At 69.2% G+C, this 15,324-nt stretch carries 17 protein-coding genes; 8 read left to right on the plus strand and 9 right to left on the minus strand.

The features are described 5' to 3' along the window. Positions 1-5: 5 nt before the first annotated feature. Together FHS55_RS18810 and FHS55_RS18815 are read left to right on the plus strand one after the other, a co-directional pair. Complete coding sequence (locus FHS55_RS18810) at positions 6-1,193, plus strand: site-specific DNA-methyltransferase (protein ID WP_183191328.1); 1,188 nt, start codon at positions 6-8, stop codon at positions 1,191-1,193. A 7-nt stretch (positions 1,194-1,200) separates the two neighbouring features. Beyond that, positions 1,201-1,806 carry a glutathione S-transferase N-terminal domain-containing protein gene (locus FHS55_RS18815; protein WP_183191329.1) on the plus strand — a complete coding sequence of 202 codons (606 nt, stop codon included), beginning with the start codon at positions 1,201-1,203 and terminating at the stop codon, positions 1,804-1,806. Positions 1,807-1,858: 52 nt separating this feature from the next. Here the strand turns inward: FHS55_RS18815 and FHS55_RS18820 are convergent, their stop codons facing one another. Beyond that, positions 1,859-2,047: a CsbD family protein gene (locus FHS55_RS18820; protein ID WP_183191330.1), complete on the minus strand. Its 189-nt coding sequence runs from the start codon at positions 2,045-2,047 to the stop codon at positions 1,859-1,861. 88 nt (positions 2,048-2,135) lie between these two features. Then, positions 2,136-3,239, minus strand: a complete 1,104-nt coding sequence (gene mutY, locus FHS55_RS18825) for an A/G-specific adenine glycosylase (RefSeq protein ID WP_183191331.1) — start codon at positions 3,237-3,239, stop codon at positions 2,136-2,138. A 158-nt stretch (positions 3,240-3,397) separates the two neighbouring features. On the opposite strand from mutY, the gene FHS55_RS18830 reads away from it, so the two are divergent. Both FHS55_RS18830 and FHS55_RS18835 read left to right on the plus strand, forming a co-directional pair. After that, positions 3,398-4,018: a DUF721 domain-containing protein gene (locus tag FHS55_RS18830; protein WP_183191332.1), complete on the plus strand. Its 621-nt coding sequence runs from the start codon at positions 3,398-3,400 to the stop codon at positions 4,016-4,018. 103 nt (positions 4,019-4,121) lie between these two features. Beyond that, complete coding sequence (locus tag FHS55_RS18835) at positions 4,122-4,808, plus strand: DsbA family protein (protein WP_183191333.1); 687 nt, start codon at positions 4,122-4,124, stop codon at positions 4,806-4,808. 236 nt (positions 4,809-5,044) lie between these two features. Here the strand turns inward: FHS55_RS18835 and FHS55_RS18840 are convergent, their stop codons facing one another. After that, complete coding sequence (locus FHS55_RS18840) at positions 5,045-5,569, minus strand: VOC family protein (protein WP_246340277.1); 525 nt, start codon at positions 5,567-5,569, stop codon at positions 5,045-5,047. Further along, positions 5,566-6,678 carry a PA0069 family radical SAM protein gene (locus FHS55_RS18845; protein ID WP_246340290.1) on the minus strand — a complete coding sequence of 371 codons (1,113 nt, stop codon included), beginning with the start codon at positions 6,676-6,678 and terminating at the stop codon, positions 5,566-5,568. The genes FHS55_RS18840 and FHS55_RS18845 overlap by 4 nt, the downstream gene beginning before the upstream one ends. Before the next feature lie 319 nt (positions 6,679-6,997). On the opposite strand from FHS55_RS18845, the gene FHS55_RS18850 reads away from it, so the two are divergent. Continuing rightward, positions 6,998-7,579: a glycosyltransferase family protein gene (locus FHS55_RS18850; protein WP_183191335.1), complete on the plus strand. Its 582-nt coding sequence runs from the start codon at positions 6,998-7,000 to the stop codon at positions 7,577-7,579. Positions 7,580-7,586: 7 nt separating this feature from the next. Here the strand turns inward: FHS55_RS18850 and moaB are convergent, their stop codons facing one another. The 4 genes from moaB to FHS55_RS18870 form a co-directional block, all read right to left on the minus strand. Next, a complete protein-coding gene (gene moaB, locus FHS55_RS18855) occupies positions 7,587-8,147 on the minus strand; it encodes a molybdenum cofactor biosynthesis protein B (RefSeq protein WP_183191336.1) in 561 nt (186 codons plus the stop codon). Positions 8,148-8,214: 67 nt separating this feature from the next. Next, positions 8,215-9,126, minus strand: a complete 912-nt coding sequence (gene ypfJ, locus FHS55_RS18860; RefSeq protein WP_183191337.1) for a KPN_02809 family neutral zinc metallopeptidase — start codon at positions 9,124-9,126, stop codon at positions 8,215-8,217. Between the two features lie 149 nt (positions 9,127-9,275). After that, the gene (locus FHS55_RS18865; protein ID WP_183191388.1) at positions 9,276-9,938 is read right to left on the minus strand and encodes an alpha/beta hydrolase; all 663 of its coding nucleotides are present in this window, start codon (positions 9,936-9,938) and stop codon (positions 9,276-9,278) included. Between the two features lie 96 nt (positions 9,939-10,034). Next, positions 10,035-10,967, minus strand: coding sequence for a ring-cleaving dioxygenase (locus FHS55_RS18870; RefSeq protein WP_183191338.1), 933 nt, complete (start codon positions 10,965-10,967; stop codon positions 10,035-10,037). Positions 10,968-11,185: 218 nt separating this feature from the next. Between FHS55_RS18870 and FHS55_RS18875 the strand changes: the two genes are divergently transcribed. After that, entirely contained in the window at positions 11,186-12,148 is a 963-nt protein-coding gene (locus FHS55_RS18875) for a LysR substrate-binding domain-containing protein (RefSeq protein ID WP_183191339.1), read from the plus strand. Here FHS55_RS18875 and FHS55_RS18880 read toward each other — a convergent pair. Next, entirely contained in the window at positions 12,138-12,584 is a 447-nt protein-coding gene (locus tag FHS55_RS18880; RefSeq protein ID WP_246340278.1) for a MarR family winged helix-turn-helix transcriptional regulator, read from the minus strand. The two genes, FHS55_RS18875 and FHS55_RS18880, sit on opposite strands and share 11 nt — an antisense overlap. A gap of 164 nt (positions 12,585-12,748) precedes the next feature. Here FHS55_RS18880 and FHS55_RS18885 point away from each other — a divergent pair, with 164 nt between their 5' ends. Both FHS55_RS18885 and FHS55_RS18890 read left to right on the plus strand, forming a co-directional pair. After that, complete coding sequence (locus FHS55_RS18885) at positions 12,749-13,771, plus strand: sugar-binding transcriptional regulator (protein WP_183191341.1); 1,023 nt, start codon at positions 12,749-12,751, stop codon at positions 13,769-13,771. Positions 13,772-13,952: 181 nt separating this feature from the next. Beyond that, entirely contained in the window at positions 13,953-15,287 is a 1,335-nt protein-coding gene (locus FHS55_RS18890; protein WP_183191342.1) for an NAD(P)H-dependent oxidoreductase, read from the plus strand. Positions 15,288-15,324 lie beyond the last annotated feature (37 nt).

Here is a 15,324-nt window from a genome sequence, read left to right on the forward strand (position 1 = left end):
CGTCCATGAAGGTGGTTCATAGCGGGGAAGCCCGTCGGGCATCCCGGACCGGGTCCCGTAATACCGGAATCGATGCGCCCACGTCGCCTGACGGCCTGCCGCTCGACACCATCCTGCGCGGGGACTGTGTCGCCCAGCTGTCGCGCCTGCCGGCGCGCTCGGTTGACCTGGTCTTCGCCGACCCGCCCTATAATCTCCAGTTGCAGGGCGAACTGAAGCGGCCCGACGACAGCCGGGTCGACGCGGTGGACGACGCCTGGGACAAGTTCGAGAGCTTCGAGGCCTATGACGCGTTCACCCGCGCCTGGCTGCTCGCCGTGCGCCGCGTGCTCAAGCCCACCGGCACGCTGTGGGTGATCGGCTCCTATCACAACATCTTCCGCGTCGGCGCGATGCTGCAGGATCTCGACTTCTGGATCCTCAACGACATCGTCTGGCGCAAGACCAACCCGATGCCGAATTTCCGCGGCCGGCGCTTCACCAATGCGCATGAGACGATGATCTGGGCCGCCCGCGAGCCGGGCGCCAAGGGCTACACCTTCAATTACGAAGCGCTGAAGGCGGCCAATGAGGATGTGCAGATGCGCTCCGACTGGCTGTTCCCGATCTGCTCGGGCCATGAGCGGCTGAAGGACGAGACCGGCCACAAGGTGCACCCGACGCAGAAGCCCGAGGCGCTGCTGGCGCGCGTCATCCTCTCCGCCTCCAAGGCGGGCGACGTGGTGCTCGATCCGTTCCTGGGCTCCGGCACCACGGCGGCCGTGGCCAAGCGGCTCGGCCGCCGCTTCATCGGCATCGAGCGCGACGCCACCTATGCCGATGCCGCGCAGGCCCGGATCGATGCGGTGGAGACGCTGCCCGACCTCGCGCTCGCCACCGCGCCGACCGCGCGCGAGGCGCCACGCATCGCGTTCAACGCGCTGATCGAGCGGGGCCTGCTCATGCCCGGCACGCTGCTCACCGACGCCAAGGCGCGGGTGCGGGCCATGGTGCGGGCGGATGGCATGCTGTCACTGGAGACCGCGCCGGGTCTCGGCCAGATCGGTTCCATCCATCGTGCCGGCGCCATCGCCCAGGGGCTGGATGCCTGCAATGGATGGACCTACTGGCACATGGACACGCGCGAAGGGCTGAGGCCGATCGATTCGCTGCGCGCGCGGGTCCGCTCGGAAATGGCGATGGCGGCGGAGTGAGCGGCCGGTGATCACGCTTTACGACGTGCCGGACTCCGGCAACAGCTACAAGGTCCGCCTCGCCGCCGCGCATCTGGGTGTGCCGCTGCACCGCGTCACCATGTCCTCGCGCGACGGCTCGACCCGCCATGCCGACTTCCTCGCCAAGAACCCCATCGGCAAGCTGCCGACGGTGGAACTGGAGGACGGACGCTTCCTCGCCGAGTCGAACGCCATCGTGCTCTACCTCGCCGAGGGCAGCCCCCTCGTTCCGGCGGACCGCTATGAACGCGCAAAGACCTATGAATGGCTGTTCTTCGAGCAGTACAGCCATGAGCCGGCTCTCGCGGTGAGACGGGCGCTGTTCATCTATGAAGAGCGAGCGCATCTGGCGACGCCCGAGCGGCTGGCACAGCTTCTCGAGGCCGGCAACCGCGCGCTCACCGTCATGGAGACGCGGCTGGCAGGCGCAGACTGGCTCGCGGGCAACGCCTTCAGCGTCGCCGACATCGCGCTCTATGCCTATACGCACACGGCTGAGGAAGGCGGCTACGATCTGGCTGGCTTTCCCGGCGTGCGGCGGTGGCTGGCCCGCATCGCCGCCCTGCCCGGCCATATCGGGCTGATGGACTGATCAAACAACAAGGCCGCCCTGGGGCGGCCTCATCGTTTTCGGGCAGGATCGGTCAGAGATTGGCGGCCTTCTTGACCGCATCCTTGGCCTTGCCGACGGCCTGCTGGCCCTCGCCCTTGAGCTCCTGGACCTTGCCCTCGGCCTGCAGCTTCTCCGAGCCGGTCATCTTGCCGACGCCCTGCTTCACATTGCCGACGGCCTCGTTGGCGAGACCCTTGGCCTTATCCGCGGCGCTACCCATCGTTGCGTTCTCCATGTCTGCCGCCTTCATCCGCGGCCTGCCGGAATAACGCGCGACCCCCAGCGAAGTTCAATGGAGCGGCGGCAATTTAGCCGATATACTCCAATACCTTACGCATGACCGAGGGAAAGGCCTCGGCATCGAAGCCCTCCGGCCGCACCCATCGATGCCCCGCTGGCGCGGGCGTGACAGCCGGCGCGCGCGCGCGCCAGATCGCGAGTTCCAGCGCGAAATGGCTGAACACGTGCCCGACCGTGGCATTGAGCGGCTGCCATTCCAGAGCCATCGGCGCCGCGAGGGCGGGGTCGGCCGGGCCGCCTTCGATCCAGTCCGTGGAGGGCACCTCACTCATGCCGCCGAGCAGCCCTCGCGGCGGGCGCGAGCGCACCAGCACCGCCCCATCCGCGCGCACCGCGAGGAAGGCGACGCCCTGCCGGGTGGGTCGCGCGGCCTTGGCCGCCTTCACCGGGTAGCGCTCGGGCGCGCCGGCCGCATGGGCGGCGCAGTTCGTCCGCCACGGGCAGAGCGCGCAGGCCGGCTTGCGCGGGGTGCACAAGGTGGCGCCGAGATCCATCATCGCCTGCGCGAAATCGCCATGGCGGCTCGACGGCAGCAATGTGAGCGCCAGTGCGCGCAGCCGCGCCTTCGCCTTGGGCAGCGCCTCCTCCACCGCGAAAAGCCGCGCGATCACGCGCTCCCAATTGCCGTCGACCGCCGCCGCCCGGCGCTCGAAGGCGATGGCGGCGATGGCGGCGGCGGTATAGGGGCCGATGCCGGGAAGCTCCAGCAGCGCGGCCTCGGTGTCCGGGAAGGCGCCGCCATGGCGCTCCACTACCGCGCGGGCGCAGGCGTGAAGGTTGCGGGCGCGGGCGTAGTAGCCGAGCCCCGCCCAGGCCGAGAGCACGTCTTCGAGCGGGGCGCCAGCCAGCGCCGCCACCGTCGGCCAGCGCGCGAGGAAGGCCGCGTAATAGGGCGTGACCGTCACCACATTGGTCTGCTGCAGCATGATCTCGGAGAGGAAGACGCGATAGGGATCCTGCCGCACGCCCGCCTCGGCGCGCCAGGGCAGCCGCCGCCGGTGCCGGTCATACCAGGCGAGCAGCGCGCCCGGATCCGGGGCCGACCTCGAGGCCGGAACCGGGCGGGAGGGATCGGGACGCGGGGGATTGGCTGGATCGGCGGAGCGCGGCATGCCATCTTCTAGCCTAGGATCGGCCTAAAGTGGTTCGCCTGCCTTGCGCCGGCAAGGCTTATCCGCAACAGACTTGGCCCCTACCGGCTTGCCCGCGCCGCGCATGCCGCCCGAACCTTACCCGGCCGGACCTCACCAACCGGAATATTCCCGCCCGCATGTCCCGCCTTCCGACCATTCCGTCCCGAGACGCTCCCATCCGCAAGCCGCACGCGAAGCCGCGCGGGCGCCGGGGGCCGGCGCCGCTCGCCGACCTGATCGACGCGACCATCGCCGAGAGCTGCCGCCAGCGCGGCATCGCCTCCGTCGAGATCGTCACGCGCTGGGCGGACATTGTCGGCGAGACGCTCGCCGCGCGCGCGCTTCCGATCAAGCTCGCCTGGCCGACGCGGGCGGACAATGTCGAGCCCGGCGTGCTGCATGTGCGGGTGGAAGGCGGCTATGCCATCGAGTTGCAGCACGACGCGCCTGTGGTGATCGAGCGGGTGAACCGCTATTTCGGCTGGCGCTGCATCGGCCGGCTGGCGCTGCGCCAGGGTCCTGTGGCCGCGCGGCGCCCCGTCCGGCGCCGCTTCATCGAACCCGATGCCAGCGAATGCGGCGCGGTCGCCCGCCGGCTCGGCGCCTTCGAGGATGCTGCGCTCGCGGCCGCGCTGGCCCGGCTCGGGGCGCTGGTCGCGCGCGAACGCGGCGACCTCGGGGCGTCCGTCGCGCGCGAACGCGCCGACACGGCACCGGCCGGCGTGACAAAGCGCCCCGATTCGTTCACGCAGCGGTGACGTGGACGACAGCTGCCGTACCGTTGCCATGTTCCCGCGCTGCCTGTACGCGCTGTGATAGTCTGACGCCGGCGTCCGTCCGGCCTTCCCCTGGAGACCGACCATGATCGACCGCCGTCGCTTTATCGAAGGGCTCGGCACCGCGGCCCTTACCACCGCCGCGCTTGTCGCGCTTTCCGGGCCGGACGCGCTGAACTTCGGCAAGATGTCGTTCATCGGCGCCGCCGAGGCGCAGACGGTCGATGCCGCCAAGCTGCTGGAGCCCGGCGCGCTGCCGGACCAGGTGCTGGGCAAGGCCGATGCGCCCGTCACCATCATCGAATATGCCTCGATGACCTGCGGCCACTGCGCGCATTTCCATGCCACCACCTTCCCGGTGCTCAAGGAAAAATACATCGACACCGGCAAGGTGCGCTTCATCCTGCGCGAATTCCCGCTCGACATCGTCGCCAAGGCCGCCTTCATGCTCGCCCGCTGCGCCGGCGAGGGGAAATACTATCCCCTGACCGACACGCTGTTCGACAACCAGAAGGCCTGGGCTTTCAACAACAACCCCGCCCAGGCCCTGCTCGCCATCGCCAAGCAGAGCGGCATGACCGAACAGCAGTTCAACACCTGCCTGAACGACGCCAAGCTCGCCGGCCAGATCGACGAGGTCGCCCAGCGCGGCGCCAAGGATTTCGGCATCGATTCGACCCCGACCTTCTTCATCAACGGCAAGAAGGTCTCCGGCGCCATGAGCACGGAAGAGCTGGACAAGGAACTCGCCCCGCTGCTCGGCGCCAACTGAGCCGGCGCGGGGAACGTCGAGGACGCCGCCCGGTGTGATCCCGGTGGCGCCCGCGCGCGACGCTGTGCCGGCGTGCCGCCAAAGTGACGCCGCCAAAGTGATGTCGCCGGGGCGGGCCGACGACGACGCGACGGGATCGCCGGTAGCCGGCCTCGACATCACGACCCGAATGCCCGGCTCCGGCCGGGCATTGTCATATTCCCCGCTCCGGCGCGCCCGCCGCGGAACACGCCCGCTCAGTCCGGCAGAGTGAGACGGCCGTCCGGGCCGAGCGCGAAGCCGGGATTATGGGCGATTTCCCAGGGGTAGCCGTCGGGATCGGCGACATAGCCGCTATAGCCGCCCCAGAAGGTGGGCTGCGCCGGGCGAAGCGCCCGCCCGCCGGCCGCCACCGCGCGGATCAGCGTGGCGTCGACCTCCGCCGGGCTTGCCCGGTTGCAGGCCAGCGCCATCCCGCCGAACGCACCCGGCCGCCCCGGCACGACGCCGGCCTCGGCGGCGAGTTCGTGGCGCGGATAGAGTGAGAGCACCACCGTTCCCGCCGCGAAGAAGGCCACGCCATCGGCCTCGCGCAGCCGGCGCGGCAGGCCGAGCGCCGTGTAGAAGGCGATCGAGCGCTCCAGCTCGACCACGCCCAGCGTGACCAGCGAGACATGCAGCGGCGCGATCGCCCGCCGCAATGCCGCCTCGCCGCCACGGCCGGGCGGGGCCGGCGGACTTGCCTCATTCAGGCCGTCATTCATGATGGCCGCCATGCTCATGTAGCCTCCCCGAACAGCGACAATTGCTCCCCCTTCTGCGGCGGGCGGCGGAAATGGCGCGTCGTCAGCCGCAGATGGCGCTTGTTGAGCCCGAGCCGCTCGGTGGCGATCTCGAAACGGCGGGCCATGGTCCAGGCATAGGGACCCGTGCCGGTCATGCGCTGGCCGAAGGTCGAATCATATTCCTTGCCGCCATGCAGATCCTTCAGCAGCGAGAGCACATGGCGGTAGCGATCGGGGAAATGCGCGAGCAGCCATTCCTTGAACAGGTCGCGGATTTCCAGCGGCACGCGCAGCATGACATAGCCGGCCTCGCTCGCCCCGGCCGCGACGGCAGCGTCCAGGATGCGCTCCATCTCCGCGTCGGTCACCGCCGGAATCACCGGCGCCACCAGCACGGCCGTGGGCACGCCGGCATCGCTGAGCCGGCGGATCGTGTCGATCCGCCGCGCCGGCGTCGCGGCGCGCGGCTCCATGATGCGGGCGAGCTTGGGGTCGAGCGAGGTGACGGACAGCGCCACCTTGGCGAGGCCGCGCGCCGCCATGGGCGCGAGGATGTCGAGGTCGCGCAGCACCAGCGCGGACTTGGTGACGATGCCGACCGGATGGCCGAAATCGCTCAGCACCTCCAGAATGCGCCGCGTCAGCCGCCACTCGCGCTCGATCGGCTGGTAGCCATCCGTGTTGATGCCGAGCGCGATGGTACGCGGCTCATAGCCGGGCTTTGCGAGTTCCTTGGCAAGCAGTTCCGGGGCATCCGGCTTGGCGAACAGCTTGGTCTCGAAATCGAGCCCGGCGGACAGGCCCTGATAGGCATGGGTCGGCCGCGCGAAGCAATAGACGCAGCCATGCTCGCAGCCGCGATAGGGATTGATCGAGCGATCGAAGCCGACATCGGGTGAATCGTTGCGGTTGATGATGGTGCGCGGCTTCTCCACCGTCACGCTGGTGCGGAAGGGCGGCAGTTCGTCGAGGCTCTGCCAGCCATCATCGAACGCCTCGCGCGCATGCGGCTCGAAACGCCCCGCCGCGTTGGAAACCGCGCCGCGCCCGCGCCGGCGCTCGCCGTCGATGACCGCCGGCGCCATCGCCTCGGGCAACACGTCCATTTCCGACACGGTGGACAGGTCGCGCGCCGCCGCGCGGTTCTCTTCCTCGAGGCGCGCCCGGCGCTCCTGCGCCAGCCGGCCGAGATGCTTTGGCGGCACGCGCGTGCCGCCGGCAGAAGGGATATCGAGGGTGCGACGTTCCATGCCCACGGTTTTAAACCGGATACGAGAACATATCAAGAACACATATCGATCTACGTCATATGGCGCTATACGCCAGCAGTCGCGTGCGATAGGCAGGATGCTACGAGCCGCCGGTTTCGCCAGCCGGTTTTCCTGCATGATTCCGAACCGTTACGTCCAAGGAGTGGCTCAACGCGTGATCTCGGTGGTCATTCCCACGGGCGAGAGCCACAGACTTCTGGTGCCCACTCTCGCCGCGCTGGTTCCCGGCGCCGCCGCCGGTGTGGTGCGCGAGGTGCTGCTGGTCGACGCCAGCGCCTCCGTCGATGTCGAGGAGATCGCGGACGCGGCGGGCTGCGAATATCTGCGCGGGGCGCCCGACATCGGCGCGCGGCTGCGGCAGGGGGCTGAAGCCGCCTCCTCGCCCTGGCTGATGTTCCTCTCCGCCGCCGCGCTGCTGCAGGATGGCTGGACGCGCGAGGTGCACACCTTTGCCGAGCAGACCGAGCGGATGGATGCGAGCGGGCGCCGCGCCGCCACGTTCCGCCTCGCGCTGGACGGGTTCGGCGTCACGCCCCGCCTTCGCGAGGCACTGGCGGTGGGGCGCCACGCGCTCACCGGGCGGCCGCGCCCCGAGCAGGGCCTGCTGATCCACCGCCGCTTCTACCAGGCGCTGGGCGGCCACCAACCCGGCCCGCAATCCATGAGGCGCCTGATGGCGAAGACCGGCCGGGGGCGGCTCGTGCTGCTGCGCTCGCAGATCCTGCTGCCGGAATAGTGCGGCGTCAGGCCGGAGCGCGCAGCTTGCCGCGCTTCAGGTGCTCGTCGAGCCGCGGCAGGATTTCCACGAAATTGCAGGGCCCGTGACGAATGTCGAGCTGCTGGGCCAGAATGCCGTCCCAGCCGTCGCGGCAGGCGCCGGGCGAACCCGGCAGGCAGAAGATGTAGGTGGAATTGGCCACGCCCGCCGTGGCGCGGCTCTGCAGCGTGGACGTGCCGATCTTCTGGAAGGAGATCAGGTGGAAGATGGTCGAGAAGCCTTCCATGCGCTTCTCGAACAGAGGCTCTACCGCTTCGGGCGTGACATCGCGGCCGGTGAAGCCGGTGCCGCCGGTGGTGATGACGACATCGACCGCGGGATCGGCGATCCAGCCGGCGACGCGGGCGCGGATGTCGTCCACCTCGTCCGGCACGATCGCGCGATCGGCAAGGCGATGGCCCGCCCCTTCCAGCCGCTCCACCAGCGTGTTGCCCGAGCGGTCATCGGCCGGCATGCGGGTGTCGGAAATGGTCAGCACCGCGATGGCGAGTGGGACGAAGGGCTTGTCGGGCGAATCGGCATTCATGGAAGACCTCGCATGGAAGACCTCGCGGAGCCCGCGCGGGCGAGGCCGCTCGCGCGAAAAACGCGCGTCAGCTCCGCCCCTGGAAGGTGTTGCACTGTTTCATGGAGCCGCTTTCCAGCCCCGTGCGGAACCATCGCACGCGCTGGGCCGACGTGCCATGCGTGAAGCTGTCCGGCACCACCTGGCCCTGCTGCTGCTTCTGCAGCCGGTCGTCGCCGATGGCGGAGGCGGCGTTGAGCGCCTCCTCGACATCACCCTCTTCGAGCACCTTCCACTTGGCGTCGGCATGATGCGCCCAGACGCCGGCGAGGCAATCCGCCATCAGCTCCACCCGCACGGACAGCGCGTTGGCCTCCGTGCGGGAGACCTCGCGCTGGCGCGCCTGCACCTTGGCGAGCAGGCCGATCTGATTCTCGACGTGATGGCCGACCTCATGGGCGATGACATAGGCAGCGGCGAAATCGCCCGGCGCATTGAAGCGCTGCTTCATCTCGTTGAAGAACGACGTGTCGAGATAGACCTTCTCGTCGAGCGGGCAGTAAAATGGCCCCATGGCCGACTGGGCGGCGCCGCAGGCCGAGCGGGTGCCGCCGGTGAACAGCACGAGGCCGGGATCCTTGTAGGTCGCGCCCTGCGCCTTGAAGATCGGCGTCCACACATCCTCGGTCTGGGCCAGCACGGCCGCCGCGAACTGGCCGAGCTGGTCCTGCGGCGCGGCGCGCGAGGAAGGCGCCGGCGCCTGGCGCTGCGGCTGGCTGGTGCTGGCCGGATCGCCGCCACCCATGAGAATTTCAGCGCCGCCGATCAGCACGGCGGGATTGATGCCGGTCGCCCAGGCAATCAGCCCGACGACGATGAGCCCGCCAATGCCGAGCCCGCCGCGCCCGCCCGGCATGCGCCCGCCGAAGCCGCCGCCCGAGCCGCCGTCCCCGCGCCGATCCTCGACATTGTCGCTGCGCCGGAAGTCTTCCCACCGCATCGTCGCCTCCTCGGCCAGCACGGACGCCAGCCATCACGAACCCCACCGACCATACTGGCCGGCGCGGCCGTGATCCAGCCGCACCACAGCGGCAATGCGCACGGGCGCCGCCGGTTCCATGGTGCGGCGGCGCCCGTGGGCCATTGGCCTCATCGGACCGGGACGGAAAGCCCTTCGATGAACTGATGCGTCAGGCTGAGATCGGGCGAGGAGAGCCCGTGACCGGCCGGCAGCACCCGATGCGTCACCCGCGCGCCGGCCGCTTTAAGGGTGTCGGCGAGGCGGGCCGCATTCTCGGCCGGCACGATGGGATCGCTGTCGCCGGACAGCATGAGCACCGGCACCGCATCGATCACCGCCGCCGGCGGCTGGCGGAAGGGCGACATGGCGCGCAGCAGCACCGCGCCCGCGAGCACGCCGGGCCGCAGCAGAAGCAGGGCGGCGGCGATGTTGGCGCCGTTGGAGAAGCCGAGCGCCACCGGCGCCGCCAGACCATGCTCGGCCCGCGCCGCCTCGACGAAATCGGCGAGTTCATGCGTGCGCCGCGCGAGGTCCTCCTCGTCGAACACGCCTTCCGCGAAGCGGCGGAAGAAACGGTTGGCGCCGCCCTCGCTCACCTTGCCGCGCGGCGAGAGCAGCGCCGCGCCCGGCGCCACACGCTGGCCGAGGCCGATGAGGTCGTCCTCGCTGCCGCCGGTGCCGTGCAGCAGCAGCAGCGGCGGGCGCCCCTCGGCGGAGGCGGGCACGTAGCGATGGATGAAGCTGGCAACGGCCGACGCGCGGTCGGTCGCCGTCGAATCGGTAACACTCATCGAATCGGTAACACTCATGGCACCCTCCTATCGGATGATGGTGGCGGCACGCCCCCCGCCGCACGAAAGCGCGGCGGGGGGCTGGAGCAATCAGGCTCAGGCGATCTCGGGCAGCACCGCCTCGATCTGGCTGCGGCGTCCTTCCAGGAAATCCGGCAGCTTCAGCGCTTCACCGAGCCTGGTGCGCGGCTCGTCCGCGTCGAAGCCGGGGACGTCGGTGGCGATCTCGAACAGCACGTGGCCGGGTTCGCGGAAATAGACCGAGCGGAAGTAATTGCGGTCCTTCTGCTCCGTGGTGTGGATGCCGTGATTCTCGACGAGCTTGCGCACCATCTCCTCCTGCGCCGCGTCGTCGGCCGCGCGGAAGGCGATGTGATGCACCGAGCCGCCGCCCATGCGGGCGGGCAGGAAGCCGCCGGCCTCATGGATGTCGACGATGCCGCCGATCTCCGTGCCCTCGGCCTTGAAGCGCACCAGCGAGCCCTCGCGGCCGATCTCCTTGAAGCCGAAGATGTCGGTGAGGATGGCGCCGGTGGGCGCGGCCTCGGCGAGCAGCAGGTTCACGCTGTGGAAGCCGCGAATCGCATGCTCGGCCGGCACGTCGGTGCCGATCCAGGCCGCCTCGTTCTCGATGCCGGGAACGCCGATGAGCGAGAGGCGCATGCCGTGCGGGTCCTTGAAGGCAAGGACCGTCTCACCGAAGCGGTGCACGATCGGCTGGTGGACGATGCCCTTCTCGATGAAGCGCTGCGTCCAGTAGCCGATGGAGCCGGCCGGCACGCGGAAGGCGGTCTCCTGCGTCTCGCCGATGCCGAGGCGGCCGGGCGCCACATGGTCCCACGGGAAGAAGGTGAGAATGGTGCCGGGCGCGCCGGCCTCATCGCCATAGTAGAAGTGATAGGTGCCGGGATCGTCGAAATTGACGGTCTTCTTCACCAGGCGCAGACCCAGCGCGCGGGTGTAGAACTCGACATTGCGGCGGGCGTTGCCGGCGATCGCCGTCACGTGATGGATGCCATTGCGGTTCATGATGCGGCCCTCGGGTGGAGCGCGATCCGCGCTCGGATGTGGTGGTGAGCACGTCGCCGCGCTCGTCATGGGGAGAAGATAGCCCGGCACGTACGCAATGCCATGGTCAATCAATTGCGTTGACGCAATGTCACTCCTGCTGCTATGGTGAGAAACGTCGCGAATCCTGGAATTCACGAGACGGCGCAAAAGCTTATCGGCATCGTGGGAGAACGAGCGTGGCGGAGCCCTTCAAGAATCTCGGCTGGGACGATTTCCGCCTGATCAAGGCGGTCGCGGATGCGCGCGGGCTGCCCGCCGCCGCCGCCGCCATCGGCGTCAATCATTCCACCGTGTTCCGCCGTCTCAAGCAGATCGAGGAATCGCTGGGATCGGCGCTGTTCGAACGCCACCGCACCGGCTATGCGCTCACCCCCGCCGGCGAGGAAATGGTGGCGCTGGCCAACCGGCTGGACGAGGAGATCACCGCGGCGGCACGCAAGCTGGCCGGGCGCGAGCCCGCTCCTTCCGGCGAATTGCGCGTGACCACGCCGGATTCGCTGCTCATCCATTTGCTGATGCCGATGCTCGCCACCTTCCGCGAGCGCTATCCCGAGGTGCGGCTCGATATCGTGCTGAGCAACCAGGCGCTGAACCTCTCCAAGCGCGATGCCGACGTGGCGGTGCGCGCCACGGATCATCCCCCGGAGAACCTGGTCGGCCGTCGGGTCGCGCGCATCGCCTGGGCGCTATACGGGCGGGCGCAGGACTTCCCCGCGCCGGGCGAGGTGACGAAGGACCAGTTGGACGCGCGCAACTGGGTGTCGCTCGGCGACACGCTCGGCGCGCTCAAAGCGGTGAAGTTCGTGCAGGAAAATGTCGCGCCCGAGCGCGTCGCCTACAAGATCAACAGCGTGCTGGGCCTTGCCGAGGCGGTAGAGGCGGGCCTGGGCATCGGCCACATTCCCTGCCTCATCGGCGATTCACGTCCCTCGCTGGTGCGCTTGGCTCCGCCCGACGACGATTATGCCGCCGATCTCTGGCTGCTGACCCACCCGGACCTGCGGCATTCGCCGCGCGTGCGCGCCTTTCTCGATTTCCTCGCGGTGGAGATCGCCCGGCACCGCCGCTTCATCGAGGGCGAAGCCGGCCATCAGCGCGAGGCGCCGCTGCCCGAGGCGGGGCGCGAGACTATGACTTGACGCGGGCGATCAGCGTGTCGCGCACGCGTGTGAGATCGTCGGTCAGGGCGTGAATGGCCGGACCGTCCTGCTCGATACAGGCCCCGATCCGGGCCGGGATGCCTTCCGCCTCGCCACGCAGCGCCCGACCCTTGTCGGTGAGATGGATGCGCACCTGCCGTTCGTCGGCGACGTCGCGCACGCGCCGCACCAGCCCCGCCGCTTCCATGCGCTTGAGCAGCGGGGTGAGCGTGTTGGTCTCAAGCATGAGCCGCTCGCCGATCTGCCCCACCGTCACGCCATCCTGCGTCCACAGCGTCACCATCGCGAGATATTGCGGATAGGTGAGGCCAAGCCGGTCCAGCAAGGGCTTGTAGACGCGATTGAAAGCGTGATTGGCCGAATAGACGGCAAAGCACAGGAACGTGTCGAGCTTCAGTAGTTCGTCTTCGGACATGGCGACCGCGGCTGGCTTGTTCCCCGCAGCGTGCCTTGTGCCCATCGCCACCACAAGCGGGATTTTGCGTAAGCGGCGCCGCGCCGGGCGGCGATGACGATTTGATGAAGCCGCCACACTCCTCTATAGCATCGTGAAAACCGCCATTTCGAGGAACAGCGCCAATGTCGGGCAAGGTCGCCACGACGAAGCCGGACAGCTTTGCCGAGCCCGCGCCCCTCGCCGAGCTGAGCGCCACCGGCCGGCGCTCCGCACGGCTGCGGCTGCGGGCGGCCTGGATGTACTATGTCGAGGGCATGACGCAGAGCGCCATCGCCGAGGCGCTGGACATCGGCCGCGTCACCGTGGTGCGCCTGCTCGCCGATGCACGGGCGCTCAATGAAGTGAAGATCTCGCTCTCGCGCGAGATTGCCGAACTGCCGCGGCTGGAGATGGAGCTGCAGAAGGCATTCGGCCTGCGCGAGGCGGTGGTGGCACCGGTCTCCGGCCCGCTGGCCGACCCCACCAGCGCCATCGGCGCGGCCACCGGCCAGGTCATTTCCGACCTCATCCGCCCGGACATGAAGATCGGCTTCGGCTGGGGGCGCACGCTGATGCGCGCGCTCGGCTTCATCGACGAAAAGGCGGTGGCCAATGTCTCGGTCATCTCGCTGCTGGGCGGCATCACCAAGGCCCGCCAGTACAACCCGGCCGAATTCGCCTGGCAGCTCTCGCGCATCTTCCAGGCCGATTGCCACCTCATCGCCGCCCCCGCCATCGTCGACAGCGTCGAGACCAAGCAGGCGCTGATCGAGCGCTGCGGCCTCGGCACGGTCTACAGCCTGGCGCGCGAGATGGACGCCGTAGTGCTCAGCGTCGGCGAGATGGACGCGGACAGCACCTCGCTGCGTTTCGGCTTCTTTTCCGACGCCGACTGGGCCTCGCTGATCGCGGCCGGCGCGGTGGGCGACGTGATCTACAATTTCATCGACATCGAGGGCCGGCCGGTCGACCACCCGATCAACCGCCGCGTCATGTCGATCCCGGTCGAGACGCTGCAGGCTACCCCGGAGCGCATCCTCACGTCCGGCGGACCGGGCAAGACGCAGGCGGTGATCGGCGCGCTGCGGCTGCTGCGCCCCACCTTGTTCATCACCGACGAGATCACCGCCGCGGCGGTGCTGGAGCAGGTGGCGGCCGGCGCCTGAACGGGCGCGCGCATTCGGCCACCGGCGCGGCGCCCGACCAGCGTTTCCATCCGCCCGGGAAATGCATTAGGGAAGGCGAGGTTCCGCACGGAACATTTGTGCGCGGCCGGATTGTTGAGTACCGAGAGACAGGATGCGGGGCGACGGGCCTGCGCCTACGGCCGGGGGAAGGATTTCAGCGATGTTCGTCCAGAACGGGATTGTGCGCACCGGCATCGCCGCCGAGCTGGCCAGGCACGTCGAGACGCACGGGCCCATCACGATCGGCCTGGCCGGCGCCGGCCAGATGGGCACCGACCTCATCGTGCAGGCCGCGCTGATGCCGGGCGTGCGCATCGGCGCCGTGGTCGAGCTTAACGCCCAGATCGCCGTCGACGCGGCGCTGATGGCCGGCCACGTCCGCGAGGACATCGTGACCGTCGGCTCGGCCAGCGCCATCGATCGCGCCATCGAGACGGGCCGCTTCGCCATCACCGACGATTACCGCGCCATGTGCGCGGCCGGGCATATCGACGTGGTGATCGACGCCACGGGCAGCCCGAATATCGGCACGCTGGTGTCGCTGGAGGCGATCCGCAACGGCAAGCATGTCGTGCTTTTGAGCGTGGAGGCCGACATCACCATCGGCCGCTACCTCAAGCAGGAAGCCCGTGCCGCCGGCGTGGTGCTGACCGGCGCCGCCGGCGACGAGCCGGCCGCCACGGTGGAACTGATCGGCTTCGCCCAGGCGCTCGGCTTCGAGATCGTCTGCGCGGGCAAGGCCAAGAACAACGCGTTCAAGCCGGACGCCATTCCCGACGAGTTCGAGGAAGAGGCCCGGGCGCGCAACATGAACCCGCGCATGCTGGTCGAGTTCGTCGACGGCTCCAAGACCATGGTGGAGATGACCGCGCTCGCCAACGCCACCGGCCTGGTGCCGGATGTGCCGGGCATGCACGGGCCCCATGCCGACCGCGACGTGCTGGCGCAGGTTCTGTGCACCAAGGAGGATGGCGGCATCCTCTCGCGCTCCGGCGTGGTCGACTTCACTCTCGGCAAGGGCGTGGCGCCCGGCGTGTTCTGCATCGTCAAGCCGCGCCATCCGCGCGTGATGGAGCGCATGATCGACCTCAAGGTCGGCCCCGGCCCCTGTTTCGCGCTGATCCGCCCCTATCACCTCACCAGCCTCGAAGTGCCGCTCTCGGCGGCGCGCGCGGTGCTGCACGGCACGCCCGACATGGAGGTGCTGGACCATCCGGTGGCGGAGTGCACGGCGGTCGCCAAGCGCGACCTCGCGCCCGGTCAGACGCTGGGCCGCATCGGCGAATATGATTATCGCGGCCACGCGATGGGCTGGCGCGACGCGCGCGACAGCTTCGCCCTGCCGCTGGGCCTCGCCGAGCGGGCGCGGGTGGTGAAGCCCGTCGCCAAGGGCGAGCGGCTGACCTATGACAATTGCGTGCCGGACGAGCAGCTGATCGTCACCCAGATCCGCCGGCGGCTCGACCAGGCCGACGCGCAATATCTGGCGGCGTGAGCGGACCTCTCTCGGGACCCGAATTTCTCCAATAGCT

The sequence above is a fragment of the Ancylobacter tetraedralis genome, assembly GCF_014195655.1.
Lineage (GTDB): Bacteria > Pseudomonadota > Alphaproteobacteria > Rhizobiales > Xanthobacteraceae > Ancylobacter > Ancylobacter tetraedralis.

Coding starts and splice junctions, on each gene's coding strand:
- FHS55_RS18810 (WP_183191328.1), top strand. CDS start 6: ATGAAGGTGGTTCATAGCGGGGAAGCCCGTCGGGCATCCCGGACCGGG.
- FHS55_RS18820 (WP_183191330.1), bottom strand. CDS start 2,047: ATGGGTAGCGCCGCGGATAAGGCCAAGGGTCTCGCCAACGAGGCCGTC.
- mutY (WP_183191331.1), bottom strand. CDS start 3,239: ATGCCGCGCTCCGCCGATCCAGCCAATCCCCCGCGTCCCGATCCCTCC.
- FHS55_RS18830 (WP_183191332.1), top strand. CDS start 3,398: ATGTCCCGCCTTCCGACCATTCCGTCCCGAGACGCTCCCATCCGCAAG.
- FHS55_RS18835 (WP_183191333.1), top strand. CDS start 4,122: ATGATCGACCGCCGTCGCTTTATCGAAGGGCTCGGCACCGCGGCCCTT.
- FHS55_RS18840 (WP_246340277.1), bottom strand. CDS start 5,569: ATGAGCATGGCGGCCATCATGAATGACGGCCTGAATGAGGCAAGTCCG.
- FHS55_RS18845 (WP_246340290.1), bottom strand. CDS start 6,678: ATGGACGTGTTGCCCGAGGCGATGGCGCCGGCGGTCATCGACGGCGAG.
- moaB (WP_183191336.1), bottom strand. CDS start 8,147: ATGAATGCCGATTCGCCCGACAAGCCCTTCGTCCCACTCGCCATCGCG.
- ypfJ (WP_183191337.1), bottom strand. CDS start 9,126: ATGCGGTGGGAAGACTTCCGGCGCAGCGACAATGTCGAGGATCGGCGC.
- FHS55_RS18865 (WP_183191388.1), bottom strand. CDS start 9,938: ATGAGTGTTACCGATTCGACGGCGACCGACCGCGCGTCGGCCGTTGCC.
- FHS55_RS18870 (WP_183191338.1), bottom strand. CDS start 10,967: ATGAACCGCAATGGCATCCATCACGTGACGGCGATCGCCGGCAACGCC.
- FHS55_RS18880 (WP_246340278.1), bottom strand. CDS start 12,584: ATGTCCGAAGACGAACTACTGAAGCTCGACACGTTCCTGTGCTTTGCC.
- FHS55_RS18885 (WP_183191341.1), top strand. CDS start 12,749: ATGTCGGGCAAGGTCGCCACGACGAAGCCGGACAGCTTTGCCGAGCCC.
- FHS55_RS18890 (WP_183191342.1), top strand. CDS start 13,953: ATGTTCGTCCAGAACGGGATTGTGCGCACCGGCATCGCCGCCGAGCTG.